At 71.5% G+C, this 25,527-nt stretch carries 22 protein-coding genes; 14 read left to right on the top strand and 8 right to left on the bottom strand.

Features of this window, described 5'->3' with window-relative positions; translation table 11 throughout:
• The first annotated feature begins 74 nt into the window (after positions 1–74).
• Both QBL21_RS25805 and QBL21_RS25800 read left to right on the top strand, forming a co-directional pair.
• A complete protein-coding gene (locus tag QBL21_RS25805) occupies positions 75–3,632 on the top strand; it encodes a chondroitinase-B domain-containing protein (protein ID WP_407564614.1) in 3,558 nt (1,185 codons plus the stop codon).
• Positions 3,633–3,766: 134 nt separating this feature from the next.
• Positions 3,767–5,146 carry a discoidin domain-containing protein gene (locus QBL21_RS25800; protein WP_407564613.1) on the top strand — a complete coding sequence of 460 codons (1,380 nt, stop codon included), beginning with the start codon at positions 3,767–3,769 and terminating at the stop codon, positions 5,144–5,146.
• 359 nt (positions 5,147–5,505) lie between these two features.
• On the opposite strand, the gene QBL21_RS25795 is transcribed toward QBL21_RS25800, so the two are convergent.
• Positions 5,506–6,426: an NmrA family NAD(P)-binding protein gene (locus QBL21_RS25795; RefSeq protein WP_407564612.1), complete on the bottom strand. Its 921-nt coding sequence runs from the start codon at positions 6,424–6,426 to the stop codon at positions 5,506–5,508.
• Positions 6,427–6,531: 105 nt separating this feature from the next.
• On the opposite strand from QBL21_RS25795, the gene QBL21_RS25790 reads away from it, so the two are divergent.
• Positions 6,532–7,098: a TetR/AcrR family transcriptional regulator gene (locus QBL21_RS25790; RefSeq protein ID WP_407564611.1), complete on the top strand. Its 567-nt coding sequence runs from the start codon at positions 6,532–6,534 to the stop codon at positions 7,096–7,098.
• Between the two features lie 13 nt (positions 7,099–7,111).
• On the opposite strand, the gene QBL21_RS25785 is transcribed toward QBL21_RS25790, so the two are convergent.
• Entirely contained in the window at positions 7,112–7,816 is a 705-nt protein-coding gene (locus tag QBL21_RS25785) for a cytidylate kinase family protein (RefSeq protein WP_407564610.1), read from the bottom strand.
• A gap of 364 nt (positions 7,817–8,180) precedes the next feature.
• Positions 8,181–8,873, bottom strand: coding sequence for a class I SAM-dependent methyltransferase (locus QBL21_RS25780; protein ID WP_407564609.1), 693 nt, complete (start codon positions 8,871–8,873; stop codon positions 8,181–8,183).
• A gap of 105 nt (positions 8,874–8,978) precedes the next feature.
• Between QBL21_RS25780 and QBL21_RS25775 the strand changes: the two genes are divergently transcribed.
• Positions 8,979–9,182, top strand: coding sequence for a hypothetical protein (locus tag QBL21_RS25775; RefSeq protein ID WP_407564608.1), 204 nt, complete (start codon positions 8,979–8,981; stop codon positions 9,180–9,182).
• Positions 9,183–9,215: 33 nt separating this feature from the next.
• Here QBL21_RS25775 and QBL21_RS25770 read toward each other — a convergent pair whose 3' ends face one another.
• Positions 9,216–9,383 carry a hypothetical protein gene (locus QBL21_RS25770; protein ID WP_407564607.1) on the bottom strand — a complete coding sequence of 56 codons (168 nt, stop codon included), beginning with the start codon at positions 9,381–9,383 and terminating at the stop codon, positions 9,216–9,218.
• A gap of 54 nt (positions 9,384–9,437) precedes the next feature.
• Positions 9,438–10,277, bottom strand: coding sequence for a serine hydrolase domain-containing protein (locus tag QBL21_RS25765; protein ID WP_407564606.1), 840 nt, complete (start codon positions 10,275–10,277; stop codon positions 9,438–9,440).
• Between the two features lie 87 nt (positions 10,278–10,364).
• On the opposite strand from QBL21_RS25765, the gene QBL21_RS25760 reads away from it, so the two are divergent.
• Both QBL21_RS25760 and QBL21_RS25755 read left to right on the top strand, forming a co-directional pair.
• On the top strand, positions 10,365–10,778 hold the full coding sequence (locus QBL21_RS25760; protein ID WP_407564605.1) for a MerR family transcriptional regulator: 414 nt from the start codon (positions 10,365–10,367) through the stop codon (positions 10,776–10,778).
• The gene (locus QBL21_RS25755; RefSeq protein WP_407564604.1) at positions 10,766–11,788 is read left to right on the top strand and encodes an aldo/keto reductase; all 1,023 of its coding nucleotides are present in this window, start codon (positions 10,766–10,768) and stop codon (positions 11,786–11,788) included. Before QBL21_RS25760 ends, QBL21_RS25755 begins: the two co-directional genes overlap by 13 nt.
• 232 nt (positions 11,789–12,020) lie before the next feature.
• Here QBL21_RS25755 and aceE read toward each other — a convergent pair whose 3' ends face one another.
• On the bottom strand, positions 12,021–14,768 hold the full coding sequence (aceE, locus tag QBL21_RS25750) for a pyruvate dehydrogenase (acetyl-transferring), homodimeric type (protein WP_407564603.1): 2,748 nt from the start codon (positions 14,766–14,768) through the stop codon (positions 12,021–12,023).
• A 361-nt stretch (positions 14,769–15,129) separates the two neighbouring features.
• Between aceE and QBL21_RS25745 the strand changes: the two genes are divergently transcribed.
• From QBL21_RS25745 to QBL21_RS25730, 4 genes are all read left to right on the top strand, one after another.
• Positions 15,130–15,570 (top strand): DUF3052 domain-containing protein, encoded by a 441-nt coding sequence (locus QBL21_RS25745; protein ID WP_407564602.1) that lies wholly within the window; start codon positions 15,130–15,132, stop codon positions 15,568–15,570.
• A 162-nt stretch (positions 15,571–15,732) separates the two neighbouring features.
• Complete coding sequence (locus QBL21_RS25740; protein ID WP_407564601.1) at positions 15,733–16,218, top strand: peroxiredoxin; 486 nt, start codon at positions 15,733–15,735, stop codon at positions 16,216–16,218.
• Between the two features lie 384 nt (positions 16,219–16,602).
• Positions 16,603–17,751 (top strand): DUF475 domain-containing protein, encoded by a 1,149-nt coding sequence (locus QBL21_RS25735; protein ID WP_407564600.1) that lies wholly within the window; start codon positions 16,603–16,605, stop codon positions 17,749–17,751.
• 89 nt (positions 17,752–17,840) lie between these two features.
• Positions 17,841–18,575 (top strand): Tellurium resistance, encoded by a 735-nt coding sequence (locus QBL21_RS25730; RefSeq protein ID WP_407564599.1) that lies wholly within the window; start codon positions 17,841–17,843, stop codon positions 18,573–18,575.
• An 18-nt stretch (positions 18,576–18,593) separates the two neighbouring features.
• On the opposite strand, the gene QBL21_RS25725 is transcribed toward QBL21_RS25730, so the two are convergent.
• Positions 18,594–19,364 (bottom strand): TerD family protein, encoded by a 771-nt coding sequence (locus tag QBL21_RS25725; RefSeq protein WP_407564598.1) that lies wholly within the window; start codon positions 19,362–19,364, stop codon positions 18,594–18,596.
• A 160-nt stretch (positions 19,365–19,524) separates the two neighbouring features.
• Between QBL21_RS25725 and QBL21_RS25720 the strand changes: the two genes are divergently transcribed.
• The 4 genes from QBL21_RS25720 to QBL21_RS25705 are packed head-to-tail and all read left to right on the top strand — an operon-like array spanning position 19,525 to position 24,795.
• Entirely contained in the window at positions 19,525–20,709 is a 1,185-nt protein-coding gene (locus tag QBL21_RS25720; RefSeq protein WP_407564597.1) for an HpcH/HpaI aldolase/citrate lyase family protein, read from the top strand.
• Positions 20,709–23,321: a phosphoribosyltransferase gene (locus tag QBL21_RS25715; protein ID WP_407564596.1), complete on the top strand. Its 2,613-nt coding sequence runs from the start codon at positions 20,709–20,711 to the stop codon at positions 23,319–23,321. The genes QBL21_RS25720 and QBL21_RS25715 overlap by 1 nt, the downstream gene beginning before the upstream one ends.
• Complete coding sequence (locus QBL21_RS25710) at positions 23,318–24,121, top strand: HAD family hydrolase (protein ID WP_407564595.1); 804 nt, start codon at positions 23,318–23,320, stop codon at positions 24,119–24,121. The genes QBL21_RS25715 and QBL21_RS25710 overlap by 4 nt, the downstream gene beginning before the upstream one ends.
• Entirely contained in the window at positions 24,118–24,795 is a 678-nt protein-coding gene (locus QBL21_RS25705) for an O-methyltransferase (RefSeq protein ID WP_407564594.1), read from the top strand. The genes QBL21_RS25710 and QBL21_RS25705 overlap by 4 nt, the downstream gene beginning before the upstream one ends.
• On the opposite strand, the gene QBL21_RS25700 is transcribed toward QBL21_RS25705, so the two are convergent.
• Positions 24,773–25,453, bottom strand: a complete 681-nt coding sequence (locus QBL21_RS25700; RefSeq protein ID WP_407564593.1) for a DUF4383 domain-containing protein — start codon at positions 25,451–25,453, stop codon at positions 24,773–24,775. The two genes, QBL21_RS25705 and QBL21_RS25700, sit on opposite strands and share 23 nt — an antisense overlap.
• Positions 25,454–25,527: the final 74 nt, after the last annotated feature.

Raw genomic sequence — 25,527 nt, 5'->3', positions numbered from 1 at the left:
TAGCCCTCGCCGTCTCGGCCGTGTACCAGCCGGTCGCGTCAGCCGAGTCGGATGAGCCCCTGCCCGTCGCGGCAGTGTCGGCCAGCACCGACGACGGCAACGTGGCCGCCAACACCCTCGACGGTGATCTGAGCACCCGCTGGTCCGCCGAGGGCGAGGGGGTGTGGATCCGCTACGACCTCGGCTCCCCGCAGACCGTCGGCTCGACGACGGTCGCCTGGCACCAGGGGGACACCAGGAAGAACACCTTCGACGTCCAACTCTCCGACGACGGATCGTCGTGGACGACGGTCCTGTCGCAGAAGAGCAGCAGCGGCACCACACTCCAGCCGCAGAGCTACGACTTCGCCGACACCTCCGCCCGCTACCTGCGCATCGTCGGCCACGGCAACACCGCCAACGACTGGACCAGCATCACCGAGACGGCGATCTACGGGGCCGACGGCGGCAGCGGCTCCTGCGACTACCCGGCCGACGTGCTGGACCTGACGAACTGGTACATCGGACTGCCCGTCGGCGAGGAGGAATCGCCGACCAACGTCGAACAGCCGGAACTCGCCACGTACGCCAACGACCCGTGGTTCACCGCGACCCCGGACTGCGACGCCGTCCAGTTCCGCGCCGCCGTCAACGGCGTCACGACCAGCGGCTCCGACTACCCCCGCTCGGAACTGCGCGAGATGACCGACTCGGGCCGGACCAAGGCGAGCTGGTCCGCGAACTCCGGCACCCACACGATGGTGATCGACCAGGCCATCACGGATCTCCCCAACGACAAACCGCACGTCGTCGCCGGACAGATCCACGACTCCGAGGACGACGTCTCGGTCTTCCGCCTGGAAGGCACCAAGCTCTACATCACCTCCCCCGAGGACAGCAATCACCACCTCGTGACCGAGGACTACGAGCTGGGCACGAGGTTCCAGGCGAAGTTCGTGGTCGGCGACGGCGAGATCAGGGCCTACTACAACGGCGAGCTGGAGACCACGCTCCCGGCGGACTTCTCCGGCGGCTACTTCAAGGCCGGCGCGTACACCCAGGCCAACTGCGCACGCTCGTCGCCGTGCAGCGACGACAACTACGGCCAGGTGGAGATCTACGACCTGAGCGTCACGCACGACGACGGTCTGGGAGCCGAGGACCCGACGCAGGCGGCCGACCGCAACGGCTGGGGCGAACCGCTGCCGATCTCCGACGAGTTCGACTACACCGGCCCGGTCGACCCCGCGAAGTGGGACGTGCCGTCGGGCAGTGTCGGAGGCACGGCCCAGTGCTGGGAAGGGCACGCCGGAAACGGCCGCCGGTGCGGGAAGAACAGCACCGTCGCGGACGGCATCATGACCATGCGCGGCGAAGCGAACGGCGACACCGGATGGATCCGGCAGAACGTCGACACCCGGTACGCCCGCTGGGAGATCCGGTCCCGCTCCCGGAACACCGGCTCCAGCGGCGGGCTCTACCACCCCCTGCACCTGATCTGGCCCACCGCCGGCGACCGGCTCAAGAACGGGGAGTACGACTGGGTCGAGTACTCGAACCCCGACGAGCAGTGCCTCTCGGCGTTCCTGCACTACCCGGACAGCCCGTCGGACGAGAAGGAGAACCCCGAACTCTGCCCCGTGGACATGACGCAGTGGCACAACTTCGCGTTCGAGTGGACGCCGGAGGCGCTGGTCGGCTACGTCGACGGTGAAGAATGGTTCCGGTTCTCGGACGGCGCGAACGACGACCGGGGCGACATCCAGACGATGCCCCTGGGGAACCTCGTCATCCAGCTCGACAACTTCACCGGCGACAGCGGCCTGCGCCCGGCGGTGTTCGAGGTCGACTGGGTGCGGACGTATCCGGTCGGGCCGGACGGAGGCTCCCCGGGCGCCCCGGTGACGGTCACCGGGGTCTCGGCCAGCACCGACGACGGCAACGTGCCCGCCAACACCCTCGACGGCGATCTGGGCACCCGCTGGTCCGGTTCGGGCGACGGGGCATGGATCCGCTACGACCTCGGCTCGCCGCAGACCGTCGGCTCGACGTCGATCGCCTGGCACCAGGGAGACACCAGGAAGAACACCTTCGACGTCCAACTCTCCGACGACGGAACGTCGTGGACGACGGTCCTGGCACGCGAAGAGAGCAGCGGCACCACACTCCAGCCGCAGAACTACGACTTCGCCGACACCACCGCCCGCTACCTGCGCATCGTCGGCCACGGCAACACCACCAACGACTGGACGAGCATCACCGAGACGACCGTCCACGGCCCCGACGGCGGCGGCGGCGACCCGGACCCCGGCCGCACCGTCCCGGTCGCCGACTCCGACGGGCTACGGGACGCGTTCGCAGGCGCGCGCGCCGGGGACCGCATCGTGCTCGCGGACGGTCAGTACACGATCGGCAAGATGACCGGCAAGGACGGAACCGCCGACCAGCCCATCACCGTCGTCGCGGAGAACCGCGGCCAGGCGGAGATCGACGACGGGCAGTTGGAGGTGGCCGACTCCTCCCACGTCACCTTCGAAGGTCTGAAGTGGACGAACAGCGACACACTGAAGATCACCGGCTCGAACCATGTGCGCCTGACCCGCAACCACTTCCGGCTCACCGAGGAGTCCTCCCTGAAGTGGGTGATCATCCAGGGTGCCGACAGCCACCACAACCGGATCGATCACAACCTCTTCGAGGAAAAGCACCAACTGGGAAACTTCATCACCATCGACGGATCCGAAACCCAGCAGTCGCAGCACGACCTCATCGACCACAACCACTTCCGCAACATGGGCCCCCGTGCGGAAAACGAGATGGAAGCCATCCGGGTCGGCTGGAGCGGGATCTCCCGGTCGAACGGATTCACCGTCGTCGAGTCGAACCTCTTCGAGAACTGCGACGGAGACCCGGAAATCGTCTCCGTGAAGAGCAACGACAACATCGTCCGCTACAACACGTTCCGCACCTCGCAGGGCGTGCTGTCCCAGCGGCACGGTAACCGCGGCTCCTTCCACGGCAACTTCTTCCTGGGGGAGGGGAAGGCGGGAACCGGGGGAATCCGGATCTACGGCCAGGACCACAAGATCTACAACAACTACTTCGAGGGCCTGACCGGCACCGGCTACGACGCCGCGCTCCAGATCGACGGCGGCGACGTGGACACCTCGGGCGCACTGAGCGCGCACTGGCGCGTCTACCGGGCGACCGTCGTGAACAACACCTTCGTGGACAACGTGTCGAACATCGAGGTCGGCGCCAACTACGACCTCGCGCCCGTCGACTCGGTCATCGCCGACAACGTCGTCACCGGAAGCCGGGGCAAGCTGTTCAACGAACTGATGGAGCCGGTGGACATGACCTACGCCGGCAACATCGCCTGGCCGACCGGATCGGCGACCGTCGGCGTCTCCGTACCCTCCGACGCCGTCCGAGCGGCCGACCCGCTGCTCGCCCCCGACGGGCAGGTGCACCGGATCGCAGCGGGCAGCCCCGCGATCGACAACGGCACCGGCGGCCACACGTACGTGACCGACGACATGGACGGTCAGGCCCGCACCGGCGCCGCCGACACCGGAGCCGACGAACGGTCGTCGTCCGCCGTCACCCGAGCCCCCCTCACCGCGGCCGACGTCGGCCCGGCCTCTCCGTAGAACGCGCCGGCACGACCGGTGGCGGCCCCGGCCGCCACCGGCCGTGCCCGTCGCAACGGCCACGCCCGGCCACCGGCGCGCAGCCCGCGGACAGCCCCGACCGACCGAGAAGGCTCCACTCCAAGGAGACGCACGTGAACGATCCGACCGAACCGATACGCCCCCCGGCGGCCCACCCACCCCGCCGGACGGCAACGACGACGAGGAAAGGCGCCTCGGCGAAACGCCTTCTGACCGCCGCGCTGTGCGCCTGCACCGCCCTCGGCTCCGTGGTGCTCCTCGGCCCGACGGCATCGGCGGCGACGCTGCCCATCACCGCGGCGACGGCCAGCTCCCACGACGGCAACGGCCCCGCCAACGCGATCGACGGCGACCTGTCCACCCGCTGGTCCGGAGCCGGCGACGGCGTCTGGATCCGCTTCGACCTGGGCACGCTCACCACCGTCGACTCCGTCTCCCTGGCCTGGTACGAGGGCGACGACCGGCGCACGACGTTCGACGTCCAGCTCTCCCAGGACGGCTCCGCCTGGTCGACCGTCCTCTCCCGGACACGCAGCAGCGGCACCACGAACAACCTGGAAACCTACGACTTCACCGCCGGACCCGCCCGCTACGTGCGGATCGTCGGACACGGCAACGACTCCTCCGACTCCGCCAAGTGGACGAGCATCTCCGAGGCCACCGTCTCCGGCGAGCCCGGAGGCGACCCGGAACCGCCCGAGCAGTCCCTCGGCGTCGGCGGCGTGGCCACTCCCCCCGGCGCGGTCCTGGTTCCCGGCCAAAGCTCCCGGTACGAGATCGACTCCGGCGGCACCGCCGCCGCCCCCAAGGTCTACGACTGCCAGGGCAACACCATCCGCGGCGGCGTCCTGATCGAAGCCGACCACGTCGTCATACAGAACTGCCGGGTGGACGCCGAGCAGCAGTACGGCATCTACTCCGACGACAACACCGGCGTCACCATCCAGAACAACGACATCAAGGGCGTCGAGGGCCCCGGCGACCTGAACGCCATCACCTTCTTCGGCGACCGCCACAAGATCCTCTACAACACCGCCGTCAACTTCGTGACCGGCGACCCCGGCGACAGCCACACCGACTTCATCCAGACATGGGTGTCCAGCTCGCACCCCATCGCCAGCGACGACGTGCAGATCCGCGGCAACAAGGCCGTCGGCCCGCCGAACCCGGACCGCGAGGACAGCATCCCCAGCATCCACCAGTGGCTGATGGCCGAGGACTACGGCCGCGGCGGGAACTCCGGCGGCAACACCGACGGCATGAAGAACTGGATCGTCGCGGACAACGAGATGGGCGACAGTTGGAACCAGGCCGTCAAACTGGACGGGCCGGACAACGTGTTCGTCACCCGCAACGACTTCGTCGGCTCCTCGACCCGGGTCATGGAAGTCACCTCGGCCTCCACCGGAGTGAAGTTCTACGGCGACAACCAGGTCGGCCCGGACTACGGATCGATCGGCATGACGGTCACCCCGGGCGACGGCCCCGCCTGACGCACCACCACGCCCCGGGCGGCACGCCCGTTCCGTACCCGACCCGGGTCCCACCCGGCGACGGCCCCGGGCGGCAGGGGCGGCCGGGGCGTAGCGGCTGACACCCGGCCGGGGGCGGCCTCACCGGGGCCGCCCCCGGAACGCGGCCGGAGATCAGGGAGACTCTGCGGCACCTTGAGGCCGAAGGTGATCTCTCCCGGGGCATCATGTCCGGCGTCGGTGCCATGTCGGATGTCATCGGCGGAGGGAGCCGACCTGCGGGACGGAGACGGCGCCGAGGGCTGAGCCCGCGCACGTCGACGGCGTCCGAGGCGACCGGCGGCCCGCGGGACGGCGCACGGCGTCCGGGGGCGCCGGGGTCAGAGGTCGGCTGGCAGGTGCTCGCGGGCCCACTGCTCGAAGCCCGTGAGCGGGATGCCGAGCGCCGTTGCGTACTCGGGACGGCCGGGCTGCCCGGCCACGTTCAGCCACTCGTGGGAGACGCCCATCGGCGGCATCCCGGCGGCAAGGGCCTCCTCCGCCGTCATGTCCGGCGCAGGCAGGTGCGTACCGAGGACGCGGGACAGGACCTCGGCGATCTCCGTCATCGACAGCCACTCGCTCGCCAACTCCAGCTCCACCCGGTCGAACCGCTCCGGCTCCGCAACGGCCGCGGCCGCCGCGCGGCCGATGTCGTCCACCGCGACCAGGGACAGCCGCGTCCCGGGGTTCAGGACGCTCACCAGGCCGCCCTCGATGCCGCGCGGGAAGAGAAACCGCATCGACGGCAGGAAGTTCTCCATGAACGTGCCCGGCTTCAGGAGCGTCCAGCGGGGGAATCCGGCCGTACGCAGGCGGTCCTGGATCGCGCTCTTCGCGGTCAGGCTGGCCTCCACCGCCCAGCGCCCTTCGGCCCAGCCGGGAGTCCGGGTGTGCCCGCCGGCGCCGGTGACGGAGGTGTGCACGAACTGCCGGACCCCGGCGGCCTTCGCGCCCTCGATGAGGTTGACGCCCTGGGCGACCTCCCCGTCGAAGTCGAAGCCGTCACCGCTCATGGCGGGCATCTGCACGGAGAAGACCGCCCGGGCCCCGGTGGCGGCCCGGACCACGGAGTCGCGGTCGTGGAGGTCGCCGGCGACCAGCTCGGCGCCGAGCGCCTCGACGGCCCGGGCCCGGTCGCCGGCCGGGTCCCGTACCAGAGCGCGGACGGGAACACCCGCCGCGCGCAGGGCGCGGGCGGTGGCGCCGCCCTGCCTGCCGGTCGCGCCCGTGACCAGGACGGGGGCGGAAGCTGCGGACATGGCGCTCCTCGGATGCTCGCTCGACAGGAAACGGCGGGGCCCGCCGTTTCTGCTCCGGTACGATACGGCGGGCCCCGCCACTTCGTAAACCCGGAGGTGCACCCCATGCCCGCCACCCGGCGCGCCGACGCCCGGCGCAACTACACCCGCATCCTCGCCGTGGCCGCCCACGAGGTCGCCGCCCGCGGCGCGGGAGCCTCCCTCGAACAGATCGCCCGCACCGCAGGCGTCGGCTCCGCGACCGTACGACGCCACTTCCCCACCCGCCGCGCCCTCCTCGAAGCCGTCTCCCACGAACGCATCGAAGCCCTGCGCAGCCGCGCCCACGACCTCACCGGCAACGCCGACAGCCGCCACGCACTACTGGAATGGCTGAACGACGTCGTTGCCTACTGCGTCACCGCCCGCGGCCTCGCAGCCGCCCTCGCCTACGACGGCGACGCCACCGACCCCGTGCACGAAAACACCTGCGCCACAGCCCTGGAAGAAGCAGCAGGCCCGCTCCTGCGCCGAGCCGTACGCGACGGCACCGTGACACCGGGCGTCACCGTCGCCGACCTCATCACCCTGATCGTCGGCATCACCCTGGCCACGGAACACCACCCCGACCCCGCCGCCCAGGCGAACCGGCTCTTCCACCTGGCCGTGACGGGCCTCAGCCCGCAACGCTGACCCCGCGCACCCGTCAGCGGGACCGCACTTCCCAGGCAGGCCGCCGGAGATCGTCGTTGTAGACGACGACATCGGCACGGTCGACCGGGTGGGCGTCGGCGAAGTAGAGCTGCTGGGAGGGGATGTAGCGCTCGCGCCAGGACCGCTCGATCTCGGCGGCACCGGCAGCACCGGCGGCACCGTCGACGGAACCGACCGCCGCCGCAGCCCGGATCCGCGCCCGGCCCACCGTCCGCTCGAACGGAACGGACACGAAAACACGCAGGTCCCACCGATCGACGAGCTCCGGGCGCAGAAGGAAGACACCGTCGAAGAGCAGCACCGCGTCCGCGGCAGCGGTCATCACCGGCGACGACAGCGGCGCGTCGGCCTCGCCGTCGTAGACCGCCCGCTGGAACCTCCGGTCCCCGCCCGGACCCAGCGGACCGAGCAGAACCCGGCAGAGCGCGGCCCGGTCATGGGCGTCGAAATAGCACCCTCCGGCCGAATACCGGCCGCGCCGGTAGCGCCGCGCACGGGGAAAGAGAAAATCGTCCACGGTCGCACGGATGACATCGCGACCCTGCGCACGCAGCACGGCGGCGACCTCATCGGCCAGCGTCGTCTTCCCGGCGGCAGGCGGCCCGTCGACGGCGACCCGCAGCGGATGCGCGGTCACAACAGACCCCACCACCTCCACCAGCCGCCCAACAAGCCGACCACGATCACCCTCCTCCACGGCCGCCCCTCCCGCGGTATCCATACTCGGCGTGTCAGGCCGCGCTGCCTCGCTCACATTCGGCGAGGACGCCTCTATCGAAGCGTGCTCCGGCGCGGACGAGGGCGAACATAGGGGATGCCTTGACGGCGCGCCAGCGGGCCTGCACCGACTCCACCAGCTCGAACCCCACGGCCGGAGCGTTCGGCAGCTCGGCCACGCAATCCGTGATCTTCTCGGCGGCCCGGGGAACCTCGCCCCGTACTCCTCGCGAAACTCCTGACCGCCCGCTCGGCGAGGCAGGAAGGGGGAAACCCCATCCATCACCCGGCCCTGACAGGGCCTGAGCGATCCGGTGCCGCCGCGCTGACGCTCGCGCCCGGAGTCACCCCGCTCGGCAGGCGGTGACCAACAGCGTGTCGGCAAGCCGCGGACCTTCGCCGCAGGCAGGGAGTGTCCGGACGGCAATGCCGGTCATGGCGGCCCTGTCGAGTTGCCTGGTCCACACATGCTCTTGAAGCACCCAGCGGCGCATCGTCGTTGCTTCGCCCTCCGGTGTTTTCGCCGGAACGTCGGCGGGCACGACATCGGTCTGCGCCGGGGCGCCGTTCAGGTAGTGGGCGAGAGTGGAGAACATGAGCCGCCCGCCGGGGCGCAGCGCGGTTGCCGCGATGGGCAGCAGGTCGCGCGGATCGGTGAAGTCGACGGCACCGAAGATGCTGTAGAGCACGTCGTACGTCTCCGGCGCCGCGCACAGGTGGCCCACGACATCGGCGTGGACGAATCGCAGACGTGGGGCAAGATGCGCGTAGAGGTCGGTGGCCATCGCGTGCTGGGCGGGCGAGGCATCGATCGCGTCGACACGGGCGGGCCCGTGACGCACTGCCAGACAGGCGGCCTGCCGGCCGGACCCGGCCCCCAGATCGCCGACGCACATGCCGGTGACGTCGCCGAGGATCCCCGGCCCCGGGCCGCCATCCTGGCCCCAGGTCCAGTGGAACGTCTCGGGGACGGAACGATCGCGCTCGGCGCGGATGCGGCCGTAGTGGTGCCAGAGGTCCGAGGTGGTGGTGGTCACCCCGCCCATCCTGGCGGTCACGAATCAACCGCGGGCCGGTTCTGCACAGTCCCACCCGAGCGTGCTCAGGGCCCCGGCCGGTGGCCGGCCGAAACCCTGAGACGCTTGTGCGGTGCCGCCGCGCGCGGCGGTGTATACCTGCGTGCAGAGCCCGAGCAGACCGTCCACGCGCTGCTCGACGCCTACCGGGCCAGCCCCGGAGAGGTCCGGGACCGGCCCGCCATCCGCCGGATCGTCACCGAACTCGCCGAGCGCCACCCCCGCACCGCGGGCGTACCCGAACTCAACGCCGCCCTGATCCCGGCCTGACGACCGCTCCGCGGCTCAGTCTCCTCAGCCCTCTCAGCCCTCCGCCGGGCGGGCGTCCTCGGGGGTGTCGTCCGCTGCCGGGCCCGGCGCCGCCTCCGCGGGCTCGGGCTCCTCGGCCAGCTTCACCACCGCGACCGCCGCGACGACCACCCCCGCGACCGTGACCAACTTCTCTAACGCGCTGCCGAATCCGAAAAGCATCGTCTTCCCCCTCACCTCTCAGGCCGCCAGCCTAGCGCCGCCCGCCGACAGGGGTCAGCCGCCCGCGGCCAGCTCCGCAAGCACCCCGTCCGTGAACGGCGGCCACACCCGCGCCGCCCAGTCACCGAACTTCTTGTCCGCCAGCGCCACGCACGCCGCCCCCCGCCCCGCCGACGTCGCCGCCTGCGGGTCCACCCACAGGAACGTGCCCGACTGGCCGAAGTGCCCGAACGTGCGCGGGGAGGACGACGCCCCCGTCCAGTGCGGCGACTTGCCGTCGCGGATCTCCAGACCCAGGCCCCAGTCGTTCGGGCTCTGGTGCCCGTAGCCCGGCAGTACGCCCTTCAGACCCGGCCACTGCACCGACGTCGCCTCCGCGTGCATCTGCGCCGAGACCAGCCGCGGCGACAGCAGCTCCGACACGAACCGCGTCAGGTCCGCCACCGTCGACGTCACCGCGTACGCGGGAGAGCCGTCCAGCGCCGTCGCGGCCATCCCCAGCGGCACGAACACCGCGTCCCGTACGTACTCCGCAAGCGGTATGTCCGTGGCCTTCGCCAGAAGGTCGCCCAGGACCTCGAAGCCCGCGTTCGAGTACAGCCTGCGGGTGCCCGGCGGGGCCATCACCCGGTGCTCGTCGAAGCCGAGCCCGGAGGTGTGGGCCAGCAGATGGCGTACCGTCGAGCCCTCGGGGCCCGCCGGCTCGTCCAGCTCGATCGCGCCCTCCTCCACGGCCACCAGCGCGGCGTACGCGACCAGCGGCTTCGTCACCGAGGCCAGGTAGAAGCGGTGATCCGTCGGGCCATGGGTCCCGGCCACCGAACCGTCGGCGCGTACGGCCGCTGCCGCCGCCGTGTCGACCGGCCAGGACTCGATCACATGCAGGCTGTCCATGCGCCGAGCCTAACCCGGGCATATGTTGTTGCTTGGAGTGCGCTCCAAGTCGGTAGCGTCGAACGCGTCGAGAGTGGGGAGCCGGTAATGAGCCTGACCACAGCGGCCCGGGTGCGCCCCGTGGGCCAAGATCACTACTCCATCAGCGAGGTCGCCTCGTACACCGGGCTGAGCGCGCACACCCTGCGCTGGTACGAGCGCATCGGGCTGCTCAACGATGTGCACCGCTCGCACACCGGGCAACGCCTCTACACCGACGACGACCTCGACTGGCTCGACCTCATCGGCAAGCTGCGGCTCACCGGGATGCCGGTGGCGGACATGGTCCGCTACGCCGAGCTGGTACGGGCCGGGGAGCAGACCTTCACCGCCCGGATCCAGCTCTTCCGCGAGCACCGCGAGGTGGTCAGGCAGCAGATCGCGGACCTCCAGTCCACGCTCGCCGTCCTCGACTTCAAGATCGAATTCTACGAGGGAGCAGCCACCGGATGCACTCCATGAACACCCCCATCGCCACCGTCCCCCTCGGCACCGACGGCCCCCCGGTCGGCGTCCAGGGACTCGGCTGCATGGGCATGAGCTTCGCGTACGGGCCCACCGACGCCGACGCCGCCCGCGCCACCCTGGACCGCGCACTCGAACTCGGCGTCACCCTGTACGACACCGCCGACATGTACGGCGACGGCGAGAACGAGAAGTTCATCTCCCCCTTCATCCGGGCCAACCGCGACGCCGTCACCCTGGCGTCCAAGTTCTCGCTGAGCACCGACCCGCAGGACCCGCAGAAACGCGTGATCCGCAACGACCGCCCCTATCTGCGCTCCTGCATCGAGGGCAGCCTGCGCCGGCTCGGCGTGGAGACCATCGACCTGTACTACATGCACCGCCGCGACCTGCGCGTGCCCATCGAGGACACCGTCGGCTACATGGCCGAACTGGTCCAGGAGGGCAAGGTCCGCCACCTCGGGCTGAGCGAGGTCACCGGCGACGAGCTGCGCGCCGCGCACGCCGTGCACCCGATCGCCGCGCTCCAGTCGGAGTGGTCGGTCTTCAGCCGCGACGTGGAGCGGACGGCGGTGCCCGCGGCACAGGAGCTGGGCGTCACCTTCGTGCCGTACTCGCCGCTCGGCCGCGGCTTCCTCACCGGCTCCTTCGTCAACGCCGAGGCCGACCTGACCGCCGACGACTTCCGCCGCACCATGCCCCGCTTCACCGGCGGCAACGGCGCGAAGAACGCCGAACTGCTCGCGCCGCTGCGGGAGATCGCCGAGGCGCACGGTGCCACGCCGGCGCAGATCGCGCTCGCCTGGCTGCACGGGCAGGCGAAGCTGCGGGACATGTCGGTCGTGCCGATCCCGGGCACGCGCAAGCCCTCGCGCGTGGAGGAGAACACCGCGGCGACGGCGATCGAACTGACCGAGTCGCAGCGGGCGCTGCTGGAGCCGCTGGCCGGCCAGGTCGCGGGGCCGCGGTACGCGGACGTCAGCTTCACGTCGGCCGGGCGGGAGTAGGGTCCGGCGCGGGGGTCGGAGATGTCCACCGTTTGACAGGCGTCAGATGGCAGATTTTGTTATCCGTCATTCCTTCGGGTCTCCCATACGCCGGGCAAGACCGCGGGCCGGTGGCGTACGAGCAGTCTCGTACGCCACCGGCCCGCGGCCGTTTCGTCGCGGTCCGCCGCCGGGCGGGCGCCGAGCGGATCCGTCCCGCCCCGCCCCCGCCCCCCGCGTCAGGCCGCAGCCCTCAGGCGTCTCCGCCCGCCGCGCCCGGGTCGGCCGCGGCCACGTCGAGCAACTGGTACCGGTCGATGGCCTGCTTGAGCACCGAGCGGTCCACCTTCCCCTCCTTCGCCAGCTCCGTCAGCACCCCCACCACGATCGACTGCGCGTCGATGTGGAAGAAGCGCCGCGCCCCGCCGCGGGTGTCGGCGAAGCCGAAGCCGTCCGCGCCCAGCGACTGGTACGGGCCCGGCACCCACCGCGAGATCTGGTCGGGTACGGACCGCATCCAGTCCGACACCGCCACGAACGGCCCCTCGGAGCCCGCGAGCTTCCGCGTCACCCACGGCACCTGCTGCTCCTCCTCCGGGTGCAGCAGGTTGTGCCGCTCGGTCTCGACGGCCTCGCGGCGCAGTTCGTTCCACGAGGTGGCGGACCACACGTCGGCGCGTACGTCCCACTCCTCGGCCAGGATCCGCTGGGCTTCCAGCGCCCACGGCACGGCCACGCCGGAGGCCATGACCTGCGCCGGGATCCGCCCCGCCGAGCCCGGGGAGAGCTTGTGGATGCCCTTGACGATGCCCTCGACGTCGACGTTCTCCGGCTCGGCCGGGTGGACGGTCGGCTCGTTGTAGACGGTCAGGTAGTAGAAGACGTCCTCGCCGTGCGGGTGTTCCGGCGACGAGCCGTACATCCGCCGCAAACCGTCCTGCACGATGTGGGCGATCTCGAAGCCGAACGCCGGGTCGTAGGCCACGGCCGCCGGGTTCGTCGAGGCCAGGAGCTGGGAGTGCCCGTCGGCGTGCTGGAGGCCCTCGCCGGTGAGCGTGGTGCGGCCGGCGGTGGCGCCGATGACGAAGCCGCGGCCGAGCTGGTCGGCCATCGCCCAGAACTGGTCGCCGGTGCGCTGGAAGCCGAACATCGAGTAGAAGACGTAGACCGGGATCAGCGGCTCGCCGTGGGTGGCGTACGCGCTGCCGGCGGCGGTCAGCGCGGCCGTACAGCCGGCCTCGGAGATGCCGTCGTGCAGGAGCTGGCCGGTGGGCGACTCCTTGTAGGCGAGGAGCAGTTCGCGGTCCACGGACTCGTACGTCTGGCCCAGCGGGTTGTAGATCTTGGCGCTCGGGAAGAAGGAGTCCATGCCGAACGTGCGGTACTCGTCCGGCGCGATCGGCACGAAGCGCTTGCCGATCTCCTTGTCCCGCATGAGGTCCTTCAGCAGCCGGACGAACGCCATCGTGGTGGCGATCTCCTGGGTGCCGGAGCCCTTCTTGACGGCCGCGTAGGTCTTGTCGTCCGGCAGCTTCAGCGGCTGGGAGCGCACGACCCGCGTCGGTACGTACCCGCCGAGGGCCTGCCGGCGGTCGTGCATGTACTGGATCTCCTCGGAGTCCCGGCCCGGGTGGTAGTACGGCGGCAGGCCGTCTTCCAGGTCCTTGTCCGGGATGGGGAGGTGCAGCCGGTCGCGGAACCGCTTCAGGTCCTCGACGGTGAGTTTCTTCATCTGGTGGGTGGCGTTGCGGCCCTCGAAGTTCGGGCCGAGCGTCCATCCCTTGATGGTCTGGGCGAGGATGACGGTCGGCTGGCCCCGGTGTGCGACGGCGGCTTCGAAGGCGGCGTAGACCTTGCGGTGGTCGTGGCCGCCGCGGCCGAGGTGGAGGAGCTGGTCGTCGGTCATGTCCTCGACCATCCGGCGCAGCCGCAGGTCGTCGCCGAAGAAGTGTTCGCGGATGTACGCGCCGGATTCGGTGGCGTACGTCTGGAACTGGCCGTCCGGCGTCGTGTTCAGCTTGTTGACCAGGGCGCCGTCGCGGTCCTGTGCGAGCAGCGGGTCCCAGGAGCGGTCCCAGACGAGCTTGATGACGTTCCAGCCGGCGCCGCGGAAGTACGACTCCAGCTCCTGGATGATCTTGCCGTTGCCGCGCACCGGGCCGTCGAGCCGCTGGAGGTTGCAGTTCACGACGAAGGTGAGGTTGTCCAGCCCTTCGCGGGCGGGCAGGGAGAGCTGGCCGAGCGATTCGGGCTCGTCCATCTCGCCGTCGCCGAGGAACGCCCACACGTGGGAGTTCGAGGTGTCGGCGATGCCGCGGGCGTGCATGTAGCGGTTGATCCGGGCCTGGTGGATGGCGCCGAGGGGGCCGAGGCCCATGGATACGGTCGGGAACTCCCAGAAGTCCGGCATGTTCCGCGGGTGCGGGTAGCTCGACAGGCCGTTGGGCGCCTTGGAGTGCTCCTGCCGGAAGCCGTCGAGCTGCGCCTCGCTGAGGCGGTCGAGCAGGAAGGCGCGGGCGTAGATGCCGGGCGAGGCGTGGCCCTGGAAGAAGACCTGGTCACCGCCGTCGCCGCGGTCCTTGCCGCGGAAGAAGTGGTTGAAGCCCACGTCGTAGAGGGAGGCGGAGGAGGCGAAGGTGGCGATGTGCCCGCCGACGCCGATGCCGGGGCGCTGGGCCCGGGAGACCATCACGGCCGCGTTCCAGCGGGTCGCGTTCAGGACCTTCCGCTCGATCTCCTCGTTGCCGGGGAAGAACGGTTCGTCCTTGGTCGCGATGGTGTTGACGTAGTCCGTGCTGCGCATCTCGGGTACGGCCACACGCTTCTCGCGGGCGCGTTCGATGAGGCGGAGCATGAGATAGCGGGCTCGTTCCCGGCCCCGCTCGTCGACGGCCGCGTCGAGCGAGTCGAGCCACTCCTGGGTCTCCTCGGGATCGAAATCCGGGACCTGGCTGGGAAGGCCGCCAATGATGATCGGGTTGCGATCGGATCCGGAAGCCACGCTGTTCCTTCACTGTACGTATCGGTAATCGGACTGCTCGCAGATGAGAGGTATCGCGCTGATTCCCATCGTCTACCGCGGTTGCGGCCACGTCATCTCTACTGTTTGGTAACCCTGCATTCGTTCAACCGTGGCGGCCGTGGAGGGGCCGTACGGACTGATCGCCAGCGTACCCGCAGGCAACCCGGGCGACTGCGCCCCCTGGTCCAGGGGTGCCCTCCATAGGGCGGGATCGGCCGCCGGGTACTTGCGCGATTCGCCCGGCACGTGTGGACTACGCCCATCGCCTCGCGTGCGCGCGGGTGTGATGCTGATTTCGGATGACATGGGAAGACACAGGCACACGAGCAGGAGGCAATCCGTGAGCGCGACCGCGGACCACGCGGAGGAGCGGACCAACCCCGCCACCAGGCTGGGTTTCCAGGCCGGAGAGGTGGTCCAGGAGATCGGTTACGACGACGACGCCGATCAGGAGCTTCGCGAGGCCATCGAATCGATCACCGGGCAGAACCTCGTGGACGAGGACTACGACGACGTCGCCGACGCCGTCGTGCTCTGGTTCCGCGAGGAGGACGGTGATCTGACGGATGCGCTGGTGGACGCCACCACCATGATCGACGAAGGCGCCCCGGTCTGGCTCATGACGCCCAAGACCGGCCGCGACGGTTACGTCGAGCCCAGCGACATCGGCGAGGCGGCGCAGACCGCCGGCCTGGCCCAGACCAAGAGCATCAACGCCGGCAAGGACTGGAGCGGCAGCCGGCTGGTCACCCCGAAGGGGGCCCGCTCGACCAAGCGCTGACACGCCCACCGGCGGGACCTGCCCGGCAGTCCCGTGGTTTCCGCGCGGCGTTTCCACGCGGCCGGGGTCCCGGCCGACGCGCCGGGATCCCGGCACGGGGTCCCGCACGCCCCGCCCGTAGGCTCGTGGCCCCGCAGGTTCGACGCACCGGAGGTCACGCATATGGCACTGGACGGGATCGAGGCTCTGGCGCCCGGCGCCGCGGCCCCGGACTTCGCGCTGCGCAACGAGCACGGTGAGACCGTGCGGCTCTCGGACCACCGCGGCGGGAAGGCGGTCGTGCTGCTCTTCTTCCCGTACGCCTTCACCGGCGTGTGCACGGGTGAGCTGTGCGCGCTGCGCGACCGGCTGCCCGACTTCGTCAACGACGAGGTCCAGCTTCTCGCCGTCTCCTGCGACACGCCGTTCGCCCTGCGCGTCTTCGCCGACCGGGAGGGCTTCGGCTACCCGCTGCTCAGCGACTTCTGGCCGCACGGCGAGGTGGCGCGGGCGTACGGCGTCTTCGACGAGGAGAAGGGCTGCGCGGTCCGCGGGACGTTCGTCATCGACAGCGGCGGCACGGTGCGCTGGACGGTCGTCAACGATCTGCCGGACGCGCGGGACGTCGAGGAGTACGTGGCGGCGCTGAAGGATCTCGCGCGCCCCTGACGCCGGGGCCCTCGATTCCCCGATCCCGATTCCCCGATCCCGATCCCGATCCCCGACCCCGGATCGCCGATCCCGATCCCCGGTCCCGGCGCGTCCGGCGTCAGGATCGCGTACGCGTTCTTCGCCCCGCGGCTGCACGGCGGGCGTTCGCTCGGGTGTTCGGCGCTGTGGACTTCCGCGGCCGGGATCCTGCACTATCCGGCAGTGGCGTGCCTCTTGACGCTTCCGCACCCTGGAAGTGTGGGGACTTGACAGCGCCCGCGAAGATGGGGTCACGACGTACGTGCGGGGTCCCGGGGAACCGTGCGGGTACGGTGACGGGAGCCCGGTGCCGTGCCGCGCCGCGGAGACGGACGGACACACGATGAGAATGGACGACTGCCAGTGGTGCTGAGAACCTTCGGCTGGTCTTTCGCGGTGACCGCCGCGGGCCTTGCCTGTGCCGCGATCTTCTGGGGGTGGGAGGCGTTCGTCCTGGTGGCGATCCTCTCCATCCTGGAGATCTCGCTGTCCTTCGACAACGCCGTGGTCAACGCCGGCGTGCTGAAGAAGATGAACGCCTTCTGGCAGAAGATCTTCCTCACCATCGGCATCCTCATCGCCGTCTTCGGCATGCGCCTCGTCTTCCCCGTGGTCATCGTCGCCATCACCGCCAAGGTCGGGCCGATCGAGGCGATCGAACTGGCCGTGGACGACCCCGACCACTACGAGCAGCTCGTCACCGACGCGCATCCGTCGATCGCCGCGTTCGGCGGGATGTTCCTGCTGATGATCTTCCTTGAGTTCCTCTTCGCCGAGCGGGAGCACAAGTGGATCCCGTTCATCGAGAAGCCGCTCTCGCGCGTCGGCCGGATCGACGCGATCTCCGTGTGCATCGCCCTGATCGTGCTGCTGACCACCGCGATGACGATCGCGACCAGCGCGATCCAGCACGGCGGGGGGCATGTGGACAAATCGGGGACGGTCATGTCCGCGGGCATCGCCGGCCTCATCACGTATCTCGTCGTCGGCGGCCTGTCCGGGCACTTCGAGAACAAGCTGGAAGAGGAAGAGGAACGCGAGCACGAGGCCGAGGAGGCGGCGAAGCGCTCCGGCCAGCAGCAGTCCGCGGTCGGACTCGCGGGCAAGGCCGCGTTCTTCATGTTCCTGTATCTGGAGGTGCTGGACGCCTCGTTCTCGTTCGACGGCGTCATCGGCGCCTTCGCCATCACCAACCACATCTTCTGGATGGCGCTGGGCCTGGGCATCGGCGCGATGTACGTCCGGTCGCTGACGGTCTACCTGGTCCGGCAGGGCACCCTCGACGACTACGTGTACCTGGAGCACGGCGCGCACTACGCGATCGGCGCTCTGGCCACCATCCTGCTGGTCACCATCAAGTGGCACATCCACGAGGTGATCACCGGCGTCATCGGCGTCGCCTTCATCGGCCTGTCCCTCTACTCCTCCATCCGCCGCAACAGGCGTATCGCGCGCGAGGGCGGAGACGGGGACGGTGAACCGGCCGAAAAGGAGCTTCCCTCCCGCGTGTAGGTTCCGCGCGGTCTCGGATGCGGAAGGATTCCCCTCGGGGCCGGTCGTCCGACCGGACCCGAGGGGTTTCCCACTTCTGGGGGTGCGAGGTGTCGTTCTGGGGCAACTGGCGGCGGGAGGGGGTGCCGCAGTTCGACAGCGCGGGCGCGTCGTACTCGGTGCAGCTCACCAAGCGCAAGCCGCTGCTCTCACTGACCAAGCAGGGATCCGACACCGGCAACCTGCGCATCAACCTCTCCTGGCGGATGCGCACCTCCGACCTCGGCGGCCGGACCCGCCGGGGCGGCGGGACGCTGCTGCACCCCGCGAAGCTCTTCCGGCCCGAGATGGTGCAGGCCCAGGGGCCGGCCGTGGTGAACGTGGACCTCGACCTGGCGTGCATGTACGAGCTGGCCGACGGCACGAGGGGTGTGGTCCAGCCGCTCGGCAACCTCCTCGGCGACATCAACGACGCGCCGTACGTCAAGCTCAGCGGCGACGACCGGTTCGGTTCGGGCTCCGGTGAGACGGTCTACGTCAACCTCGACCACAAGGACGACTTCCGGCGGCTGCTGGTCTTCGTCTACATCTACGACGGCACGCCCGCGTTCGACCGCACCCAGGCCGTCGTGACGCTCTACCCGTCCAGCGGCCCGCGTGTGGAGATCGAGCTGGACGAGCGGGCGCCGGAGGCGCGGAGCTGCGCGGTGCTGCTGATCGAGAACAAGAAGGGCGAGCTGACGGTGCGCCGCGAGGTGCGCTACGTGTACGGCTTCCAGTCGGAGCTGGACCGGCTGTACGGCTGGGGGCTGGTGTGGGGCCGGGGGTTCAAGACGAAGACGTGAGCCCCGCGCGGGCGCCGGTCAGCGGCCGATGAACTGGGGGCCCTGCGGCGGGAGGGTGAACGCCGGGGGGTAGCCGTACGCGATGGGGGGCGCCGGCTGCGGGGCGGCCTGCGGGGCGGACGCGCCCGGGGCGCTCTGCGCGCTCTGCCGGCTCGGGGCGCTCTGCGCGCCCGGTGCGGGCTGGCCGCCGGACGCCGGGTCGCCGGCCGCGTCCGGGGTCGGGTGGTGTCCGGTGTCCGTCTCGTCCACGGAGATGCCGAAGTCGCCGGCCACGCCGACCAGCCCCGTGGCGTACCCCTGGGTCACCGCCCGGAACTGCCAGCCGCCTCCGGCCCGCCGCAGTTCGCCGCAGATCAGCGCGGAGGACGCCCCGCCGTCGGGCTGGATGTCCACGTACGCGAACGGCTCCCCGCCCGCCGTGTCGCCGCTTCCGGCGTCGTGCAGCTCCACCCGCAGGTTCCGTACCCGCGCCAGGGTGCCGCCGTCCGCGGAGGCGACCAGCACCATCCGGTCCACGGACGGGTCCTGCCGGGCGAGCTGCGCCTCGACGGAGTCGGTCAGCCCCTCGCCCTGCCGCTTCTTGGGGAGTTTGCGGGCGAGCCCGGAGGGGTGGCGGGGCTGGTTGTAGAAGACGAAGTCGGCGTCCGAGCGGACCCGGCCCTTGTCGTCGAGGAGGATGACGCAGGCGTCGACGTCCGGCACCCCGGCCCCCGGGGTCCAGCGCAGTACCGCCCGTACCGCAGGGACGGATACGGACATGTCGGATCCCTGCGTCATGGCGTGCGTCATGCGAGCTATCCTGCCCTGTCGCCCGCGGCGGTCACAATGCGGGGCGATCGGGGAACGGTGCCGGGCTCCCGGACGTCCCTTTTACCGAATCATCGACATTCCTCGACCTTCCTTTACCCACACCGGCCCCGCCCGGCCGCAACCACCCCAGGAGCACCGTATGCGCCACTTCGGGCACGTCTCCCCGGACGTGCGTGCCGCGCTGTTCCACCGCGAACCGGCCGAGTTCACCGCCGGAGCCCCGCCCGCGGAGCTGGCGATGGCCCTGGGCGCGACGCTCTACAGCCCCGCCACCCGCCCGCACCTGGCCCGCGACATCAGGGCGCAGGCGGCGCGCGGGGTGGTGTCGATGGTGCTGTGCCTGGAGGACTCCATAGCCGACGGCGAGGTGCCGGAGGCGGAGGCCAACGTCGTACGGCAGCTCCGCGACCTGGAGAAGCAGGACACCGGCGGGGTCCTGCCGCTGCTGTTCGTCCGTACCCGCGAGGCCGGCCAGATCCCCGACCTCGTCGCCCGCCTCGGGCCGGCGGCGCGGCTGCTGTCGGGGTTCGTGCTGCCGAAGTTCACGGCGGTGCAGGGGGTCGACTTCCTGGAGGCGGTCATCAAGGCGGAGCAGCTTGCCGAGCCGGCCGGCCGGCGGCTGTACGCGATGCCGGTGGTGGAGTCGCCGGAGGTGCTGCACCTGGAGTCGCGGGCGGCGGCGCTGCGGGGCATCGCGCGGGTGCTGGAGCAGTACCGGGAGCGGGTGCTTGCGGTACGGCTCGGGGTGACGGACTTCTGCGCCGCGTACGGGCTGCGGCGCTCGCCGGACATGACGGCGTACGACGTGCAACTGGTGGCGGCGGCGATCGGTGACGTGGTCAACGTCTTCGGGCGGGCGGACGGCAGCGGCTTCACGGTCACGGGCCCGGTGTGGGAGTACTTCCGTCAGCAGGAACGATTGTTCAAGCCTCAGTTGCGCAGCAGCCCGTTCGCCGCGGGCCGCGCGGAGGAGCTGCGGGCGGCGCTCATCGAGCACGACATGGACGGCCTGCTGCGGGAGATCTCGCTCGACCGCGCCAACGGGCTCCAGGGCAAGACGTGCATCCACCCCAGCCACGTGGCACCGGTGCACGCGCTGTCGGTGGTGAGCCACGAGGAGTACGTGGACGCGACGGACATCCTGCGCAAGGACGGCGCGGGCGGCGGGGTGATGCGCTCCGCGTACACCAACAAGATGAACGAGGCCAAGCCGCACCGCGCCTGGGCGGAGCGGACACTGCGGCGGGCGCGGGTCTTCGGGGTGGCCCGCGAGGACACGACGTTCGTGGAGCTGCTGGCGGCGGCGGGCCGGGGGGAGAGCTGATGGGCGCCGTCTGGTCCGGCGAGTGGGTCGAGAGCAGGCTCGGGGTGGAGCTGACCGGCCCGCCGGAGCTACGGGACCTGGTGGGCCTGGCGCTGCGCCGCAACCCGCGCCGCGCCCACCTGCTGGTCTCCACGGTCCTGGGCAAGCACGTCCCGCAGTCCCCGTCGCGCATCCACGGCGCGGGCCTGCGCCTCGGCGGCCTCGCCCGCGACCTGCTGGGCCCGGCGGCCGCGGCCCGCGCGGTGGTCCTCGGCTACGCCGAGACGGCGACGGGCCTGGGCCACTGCGTCGCGGACGGCCTGGGGGCCGCGGCGTACCTGCACTCCACGCGCCGGCAGGTGGCCGGCATGGCGCGGGCGGCGGGCTTCGAGGAGGAGCACAGCCACGCCACGGAACACCTGCTGCTGCCGGCGGACCCCGGGCTGCTGACGGGGGAGGGGCCGCTGGTGCTCGTCGACGACGAACTGTCGACGGGCCGCACCCTGCGCAACACCATCGCCGCCCTGCACGCGGCGCGCCCGCGGGCCCGGTACGTGGTCGCGGTACTGACGGACATGCGGTCCAAGGACGACCGCAGGGCGCTGGAGAAGTCGGCGGCGGACCTGGGCACGCGGGTGGACGTGGTGTCGCTGACGTCGGGGCGGGTGCGGCTGCCGGCGGACGTGCTGCGCAGGGGCGCGGAACTGGTGGCGCAGTACGAGGGGCGGGCGGCGGGCGGAGGCGCTTCCGCTTCGGATGCCGGTGCCGGTGCGGCTCCCGCCGGTGCGGCTCCCGCCGGTGCCGCTCCCGCCGGTGCCGCTCCCGCCGGTGCCGGGCGGTCCGGGGTTGCCGGGGTCCCGGGGGCGGAGGTTCCGGGTTCCGGGGAGGTGCGGGGCCGGGGAGCAACGCCCCCCGCCGTGCGCCGCGTTGCGCTGGGGTGGCCCGCCGGGCTGCCCGACGGGGGGCGGCACGGCTTCCGCGCCGACCACCGCGACCGGCTCGACGCCGCGCTGCCCGCCATGGCCGCCCGTCTCGCCGACGCCCTCGACCTGCCCGCCGCCGCGGCGCGGCCGCCCCGCGTGCTCGTCCTCGGCACCGAGGAGCTGATGTACGCCCCGCTCCGCCTGGCCACGGCCCTCGAAGACCTCCTCCGCGACGGCGGCATCGGAGCCGACGTGCGGTTCTCCTCCACCACCCGCTCCCCGGTGCTCCCCGTCGACCACCCCGGCTACGCCATCCGCAGCCGCATCGCCTTCCCCGCCCACGACACCCCCGGCGCCGCCCCCGGCGAGGCGCCCCGCTACGCCTACAACATCACCGGCGAACCCCCCTACGACGCCGTCGTCGCCGTCACCGACTCCGCCGCCGACACCCCCGCCCTGCACGCCCCCGGCGGGCTCCTCGACGCGCTCGCCCCGCACACCCCCCGGGTACTCCTCGCCGTGATCCCCTCCCACGTCCCCACCCTCGCCGAGCCGCTGCGCGGCCCCGGCTTCTCCTCCTACGCCCCCGAGGACGTCGGCTGGCTCCTCAAGGACCTCTCCGCCGTCGCCCTCGAAGCCCCCACAGAAGAGCGCGAGGAGGCCATCCAGCGCGGCGGCGCCCACTACGCCGAGTCGCTGCCCGTCGAGTACCAGCCCAGCCCCGACTACGTACGCCTCTTCCACACCGCCCTCGACGCCACCGCCGAGCGCATCTCCCACGCCGTCGCCACCGTCACCGAGACCGTGCTCGCCGAGCGGTCGCCCACCCCCGTCGTCGTCTCCCTGGCCCGCGCCGGCACCCCCGTCGGCATCCTGATGCGCCGCTGGGCCCGCCACGCGCACGGACTCGACGTCCCCCACTACGCCGTCTCCATCGTCCGCGGACGCGGCATCGACACCGCCGCGCTGCACTGGCTCGCCGCCCACCACGACCCCGCCGACGTCGTCTTCGTGGACGGCTGGACCGGCAAGGGCGCCATCGCCCGCGAACTCGCCGCCGCGCTGCGCGGCTTCCCCGCCTTCGACCCCCGCCTCGCCGTCCTCGCCGACCCGGGCCGCTGCGTGGACACGTACGGCACCCGCGAGGACTTCCTCATCCCCTCCGCCTGCCTCAACTCCACGGTCTCGGGCCTGATATCGCGCACCGTGCTCCGCCCCGACCTCGTCGGCCCCGCCGACTACCACGGCGCGAAGTTCTACCGCGAGCTGGCCGGAGACGACCTCTCCGGCCACTTCCTCGACGCCGTCGCCGCCCGCTTCCCCGACCCCGCCGGCATCCGCCCGATGCCGGCCTCGCCGGAGCGCGAACCGACGTGGGCGGGGTGGGCCGCGGTGGAGCGGATCAGCGAGGCGTACGGCATCGGGGACGTGAACCTCGTCAAGCCCGGCGTCGGCGAGACGACGCGGGTGATGCTGCGCCGGGTGCCGTGGCGCGTGCTGGCGCGGCGCGGCGCGGGGGCCGATCTGGACCACGTGCGGCTGCTGGCGGAGCAGCGGGGGGTGCCGGTGGAGGAGACGGACGACCTGCCGTACACGTGCGTCGGGCTGATACACCCGCGGTACACGCGGGGCGCGACGGGCGCGGACGGCACGAGCGCGACGGCCCCTGTCCCCGACGCCCCCGACACCCCCGGGAAGCCCGCCTCATGACCCTGATCGCCAGCGACCTCGACCGCACCCTCATCTACTCCCCGGCCGCCCTCGCCCTCGACGTGCCCGACGCCGCGGCGCCCCGCCTGCTGTGCGTCGAGGTCTACGAGGGCAGGCCGCTGTCCTTCATGACCGAGACCGCCGCCGGCCTGCTCGCCGAACTCGCCGCCCGCGTCCCCTTCGTACCCGTGACGACCCGCACCCGCGAGCAGTACGGCCGCGTCCGCCTCCCCGGGCCGCCGCCGCGGTACGCGATCTGCGCCAACGGCGGCCACCTGCTGGTCGACGGCGAGGCCGACGCCGGCTGGCGGGCACGGGTGGGCCGGGAGCTGGCGGCGGGGAGCGCGCCGCTGGCGGAGGTCCGCGAGCACCTGGCGCGCGCGGCGGACCCGGCGTGGCTGCGCAAGCTCCGTACGGCCGAGGACCTGTTCGCGTACCTGGTGGTGGAGCGGGCGGCGGTGCCGGAGGAGTGGCTGAAGGAGCTGGGGGAGTGGGCGGGGCCGAGGGGGTGGTCCGTATCGGCGCAGGGGCGCAAGATCTACGCGGTGCCGCGGGCGCTGACGAAGAGCGCGGCGGTGGCGGAGGTCGTACGCAGGGCCGGCGGGACGGACACCGTCCTGGCCGCCGGCGACTCCCTCCTCGACACCGACCTCCTCCTGGCCGCCGACCGCGCCTGGCGCCCCGGCCACGGCGAACTGGCCGCGCGCGGCTGGACCGCGCCGCACGTCACCGCGCTCGCCGAGCGCGGTGTGGCCGCGGGTGAGGAGATACTCCGTCGGATGGCAGGATGCCTTTCATGACCACTCCCTCTCCCGCGGGCCGGGACAAGCGCCCCGACCAGACACCGGAGCTGTACCGCTACGTGCTGGACCACAACCCGCCGCTGGACGCCGTGCAGCGCGACCTGGTCGAGCTGACGCACTCCCTGTTCCCCGACTCGGCGAGCATGCAGTCCGCGCAGGAGCAGGGCCCGCTGCTGGCGTTCCTGGTACGGCTGGTCGGTGCCCGGCACGTCGTGGAGGTCGGCACCTTCACCGGCTTCTCGTCGCTGTCGATGGCGCAGGCGCTGCCGGCGGACGGGACGCTCGTGGCGCTGGACGTCTCCGAGGAGTGGACGGCGTACGCGCGCGAGGCGTGGGAGAAGGGCGGCGTCGCGGACCGCGTGGAGCTGCGGCTCGGGCCGGCCGCGGACTCGCTGCGGGCGATGCCCGCGGAGCCGCACATCGACCTGGCGTACCTGGACGCGGACAAGCAGGGCTACATCGCGTACTGGGAGGAACTGGTGCCGCGGATGCGGCCCGGCGGGCTGATCGTCGTCGACAACGTCCTCTTCCACGGCCGGGTCGTCGACCCGGGCGCGACGGGCGGGGCCGCGGCGATCCGGGCGTTCAACGACCACGTGGTCGCGGACGCCCGGATGGAGTCGGTGCTGCTGACGGTCGCCGACGGCCTCACCGTGGCCCGGCGCCGGTAGCCTCCCGGCCCCCGGCCGCGTCCCCGTCCAAGTCCCCGCCCCCGTCCCCGTGCAAGTCCGCGTCCGCGTCCTCGTCCACGTTGCGGGTGCGCCAGTAAGGGTTGTCGTGGGGGAGCCGGCCGCTGACGCGCCCGTACATCCCGAACATCGCCAGGACCACCCCGAGGATGAAGCTGAACAGCACGTTCTGCATTCTGAAGGCGAGGAAGTTCGCGCCGGTTTCCAGGAGGGCGAGGTTGACGAAGCCGCTGAGGACGAAGAGCCCGCCGACGACCATGTTGAGGGTGGAGGCGAAGTTGCCGCCGCGGACCATGCCGTAGAGCAGCAGCGCGCCGACGGCGATGGACAGGGTGCTCAGCGCCCCGTTGGTGTTCAGGCCGAGGGTCTTGTCGCCGCCGGTGTCGAAGAACCAGACGTGGTTGAAGAGGCCGAGGACGCCGAAGACCAGCAGGAAGAGGCCGGCGAGGCCGGCGCCCGCGCGGTAGACGTTGCTGAGGTGGTGGTCGACGGGCAGATGCTCGTCGATCCTGGTGTGCTGGTGGGCGGGCCGCCCGACGTTGACGCGGTCCTTGAGGGCCTCGCGGCTGCCGGTGACCTCGCCCTGGGGCGGTTCGGCCAGGGGATGCGGCAGGGACTCCATGACATGCGGTCGGGCCATGGTGCGACCTCCTTACGGCGGTGCCGTAATCCAGCATCCGCCCGGACCGCATACCGGGGCAAGTCGCCCGGTCA

This window comes from Streptomyces sp. 184 (assembly GCF_045781775.1).
In the GTDB taxonomy this organism is placed as follows: Bacteria; Actinomycetota; Actinomycetes; order Streptomycetales; family Streptomycetaceae; genus Streptomyces.
Note: the sequence above shows the minus strand (reverse complement) of the source record. Positions and strands in the feature narration are given on the sequence as shown.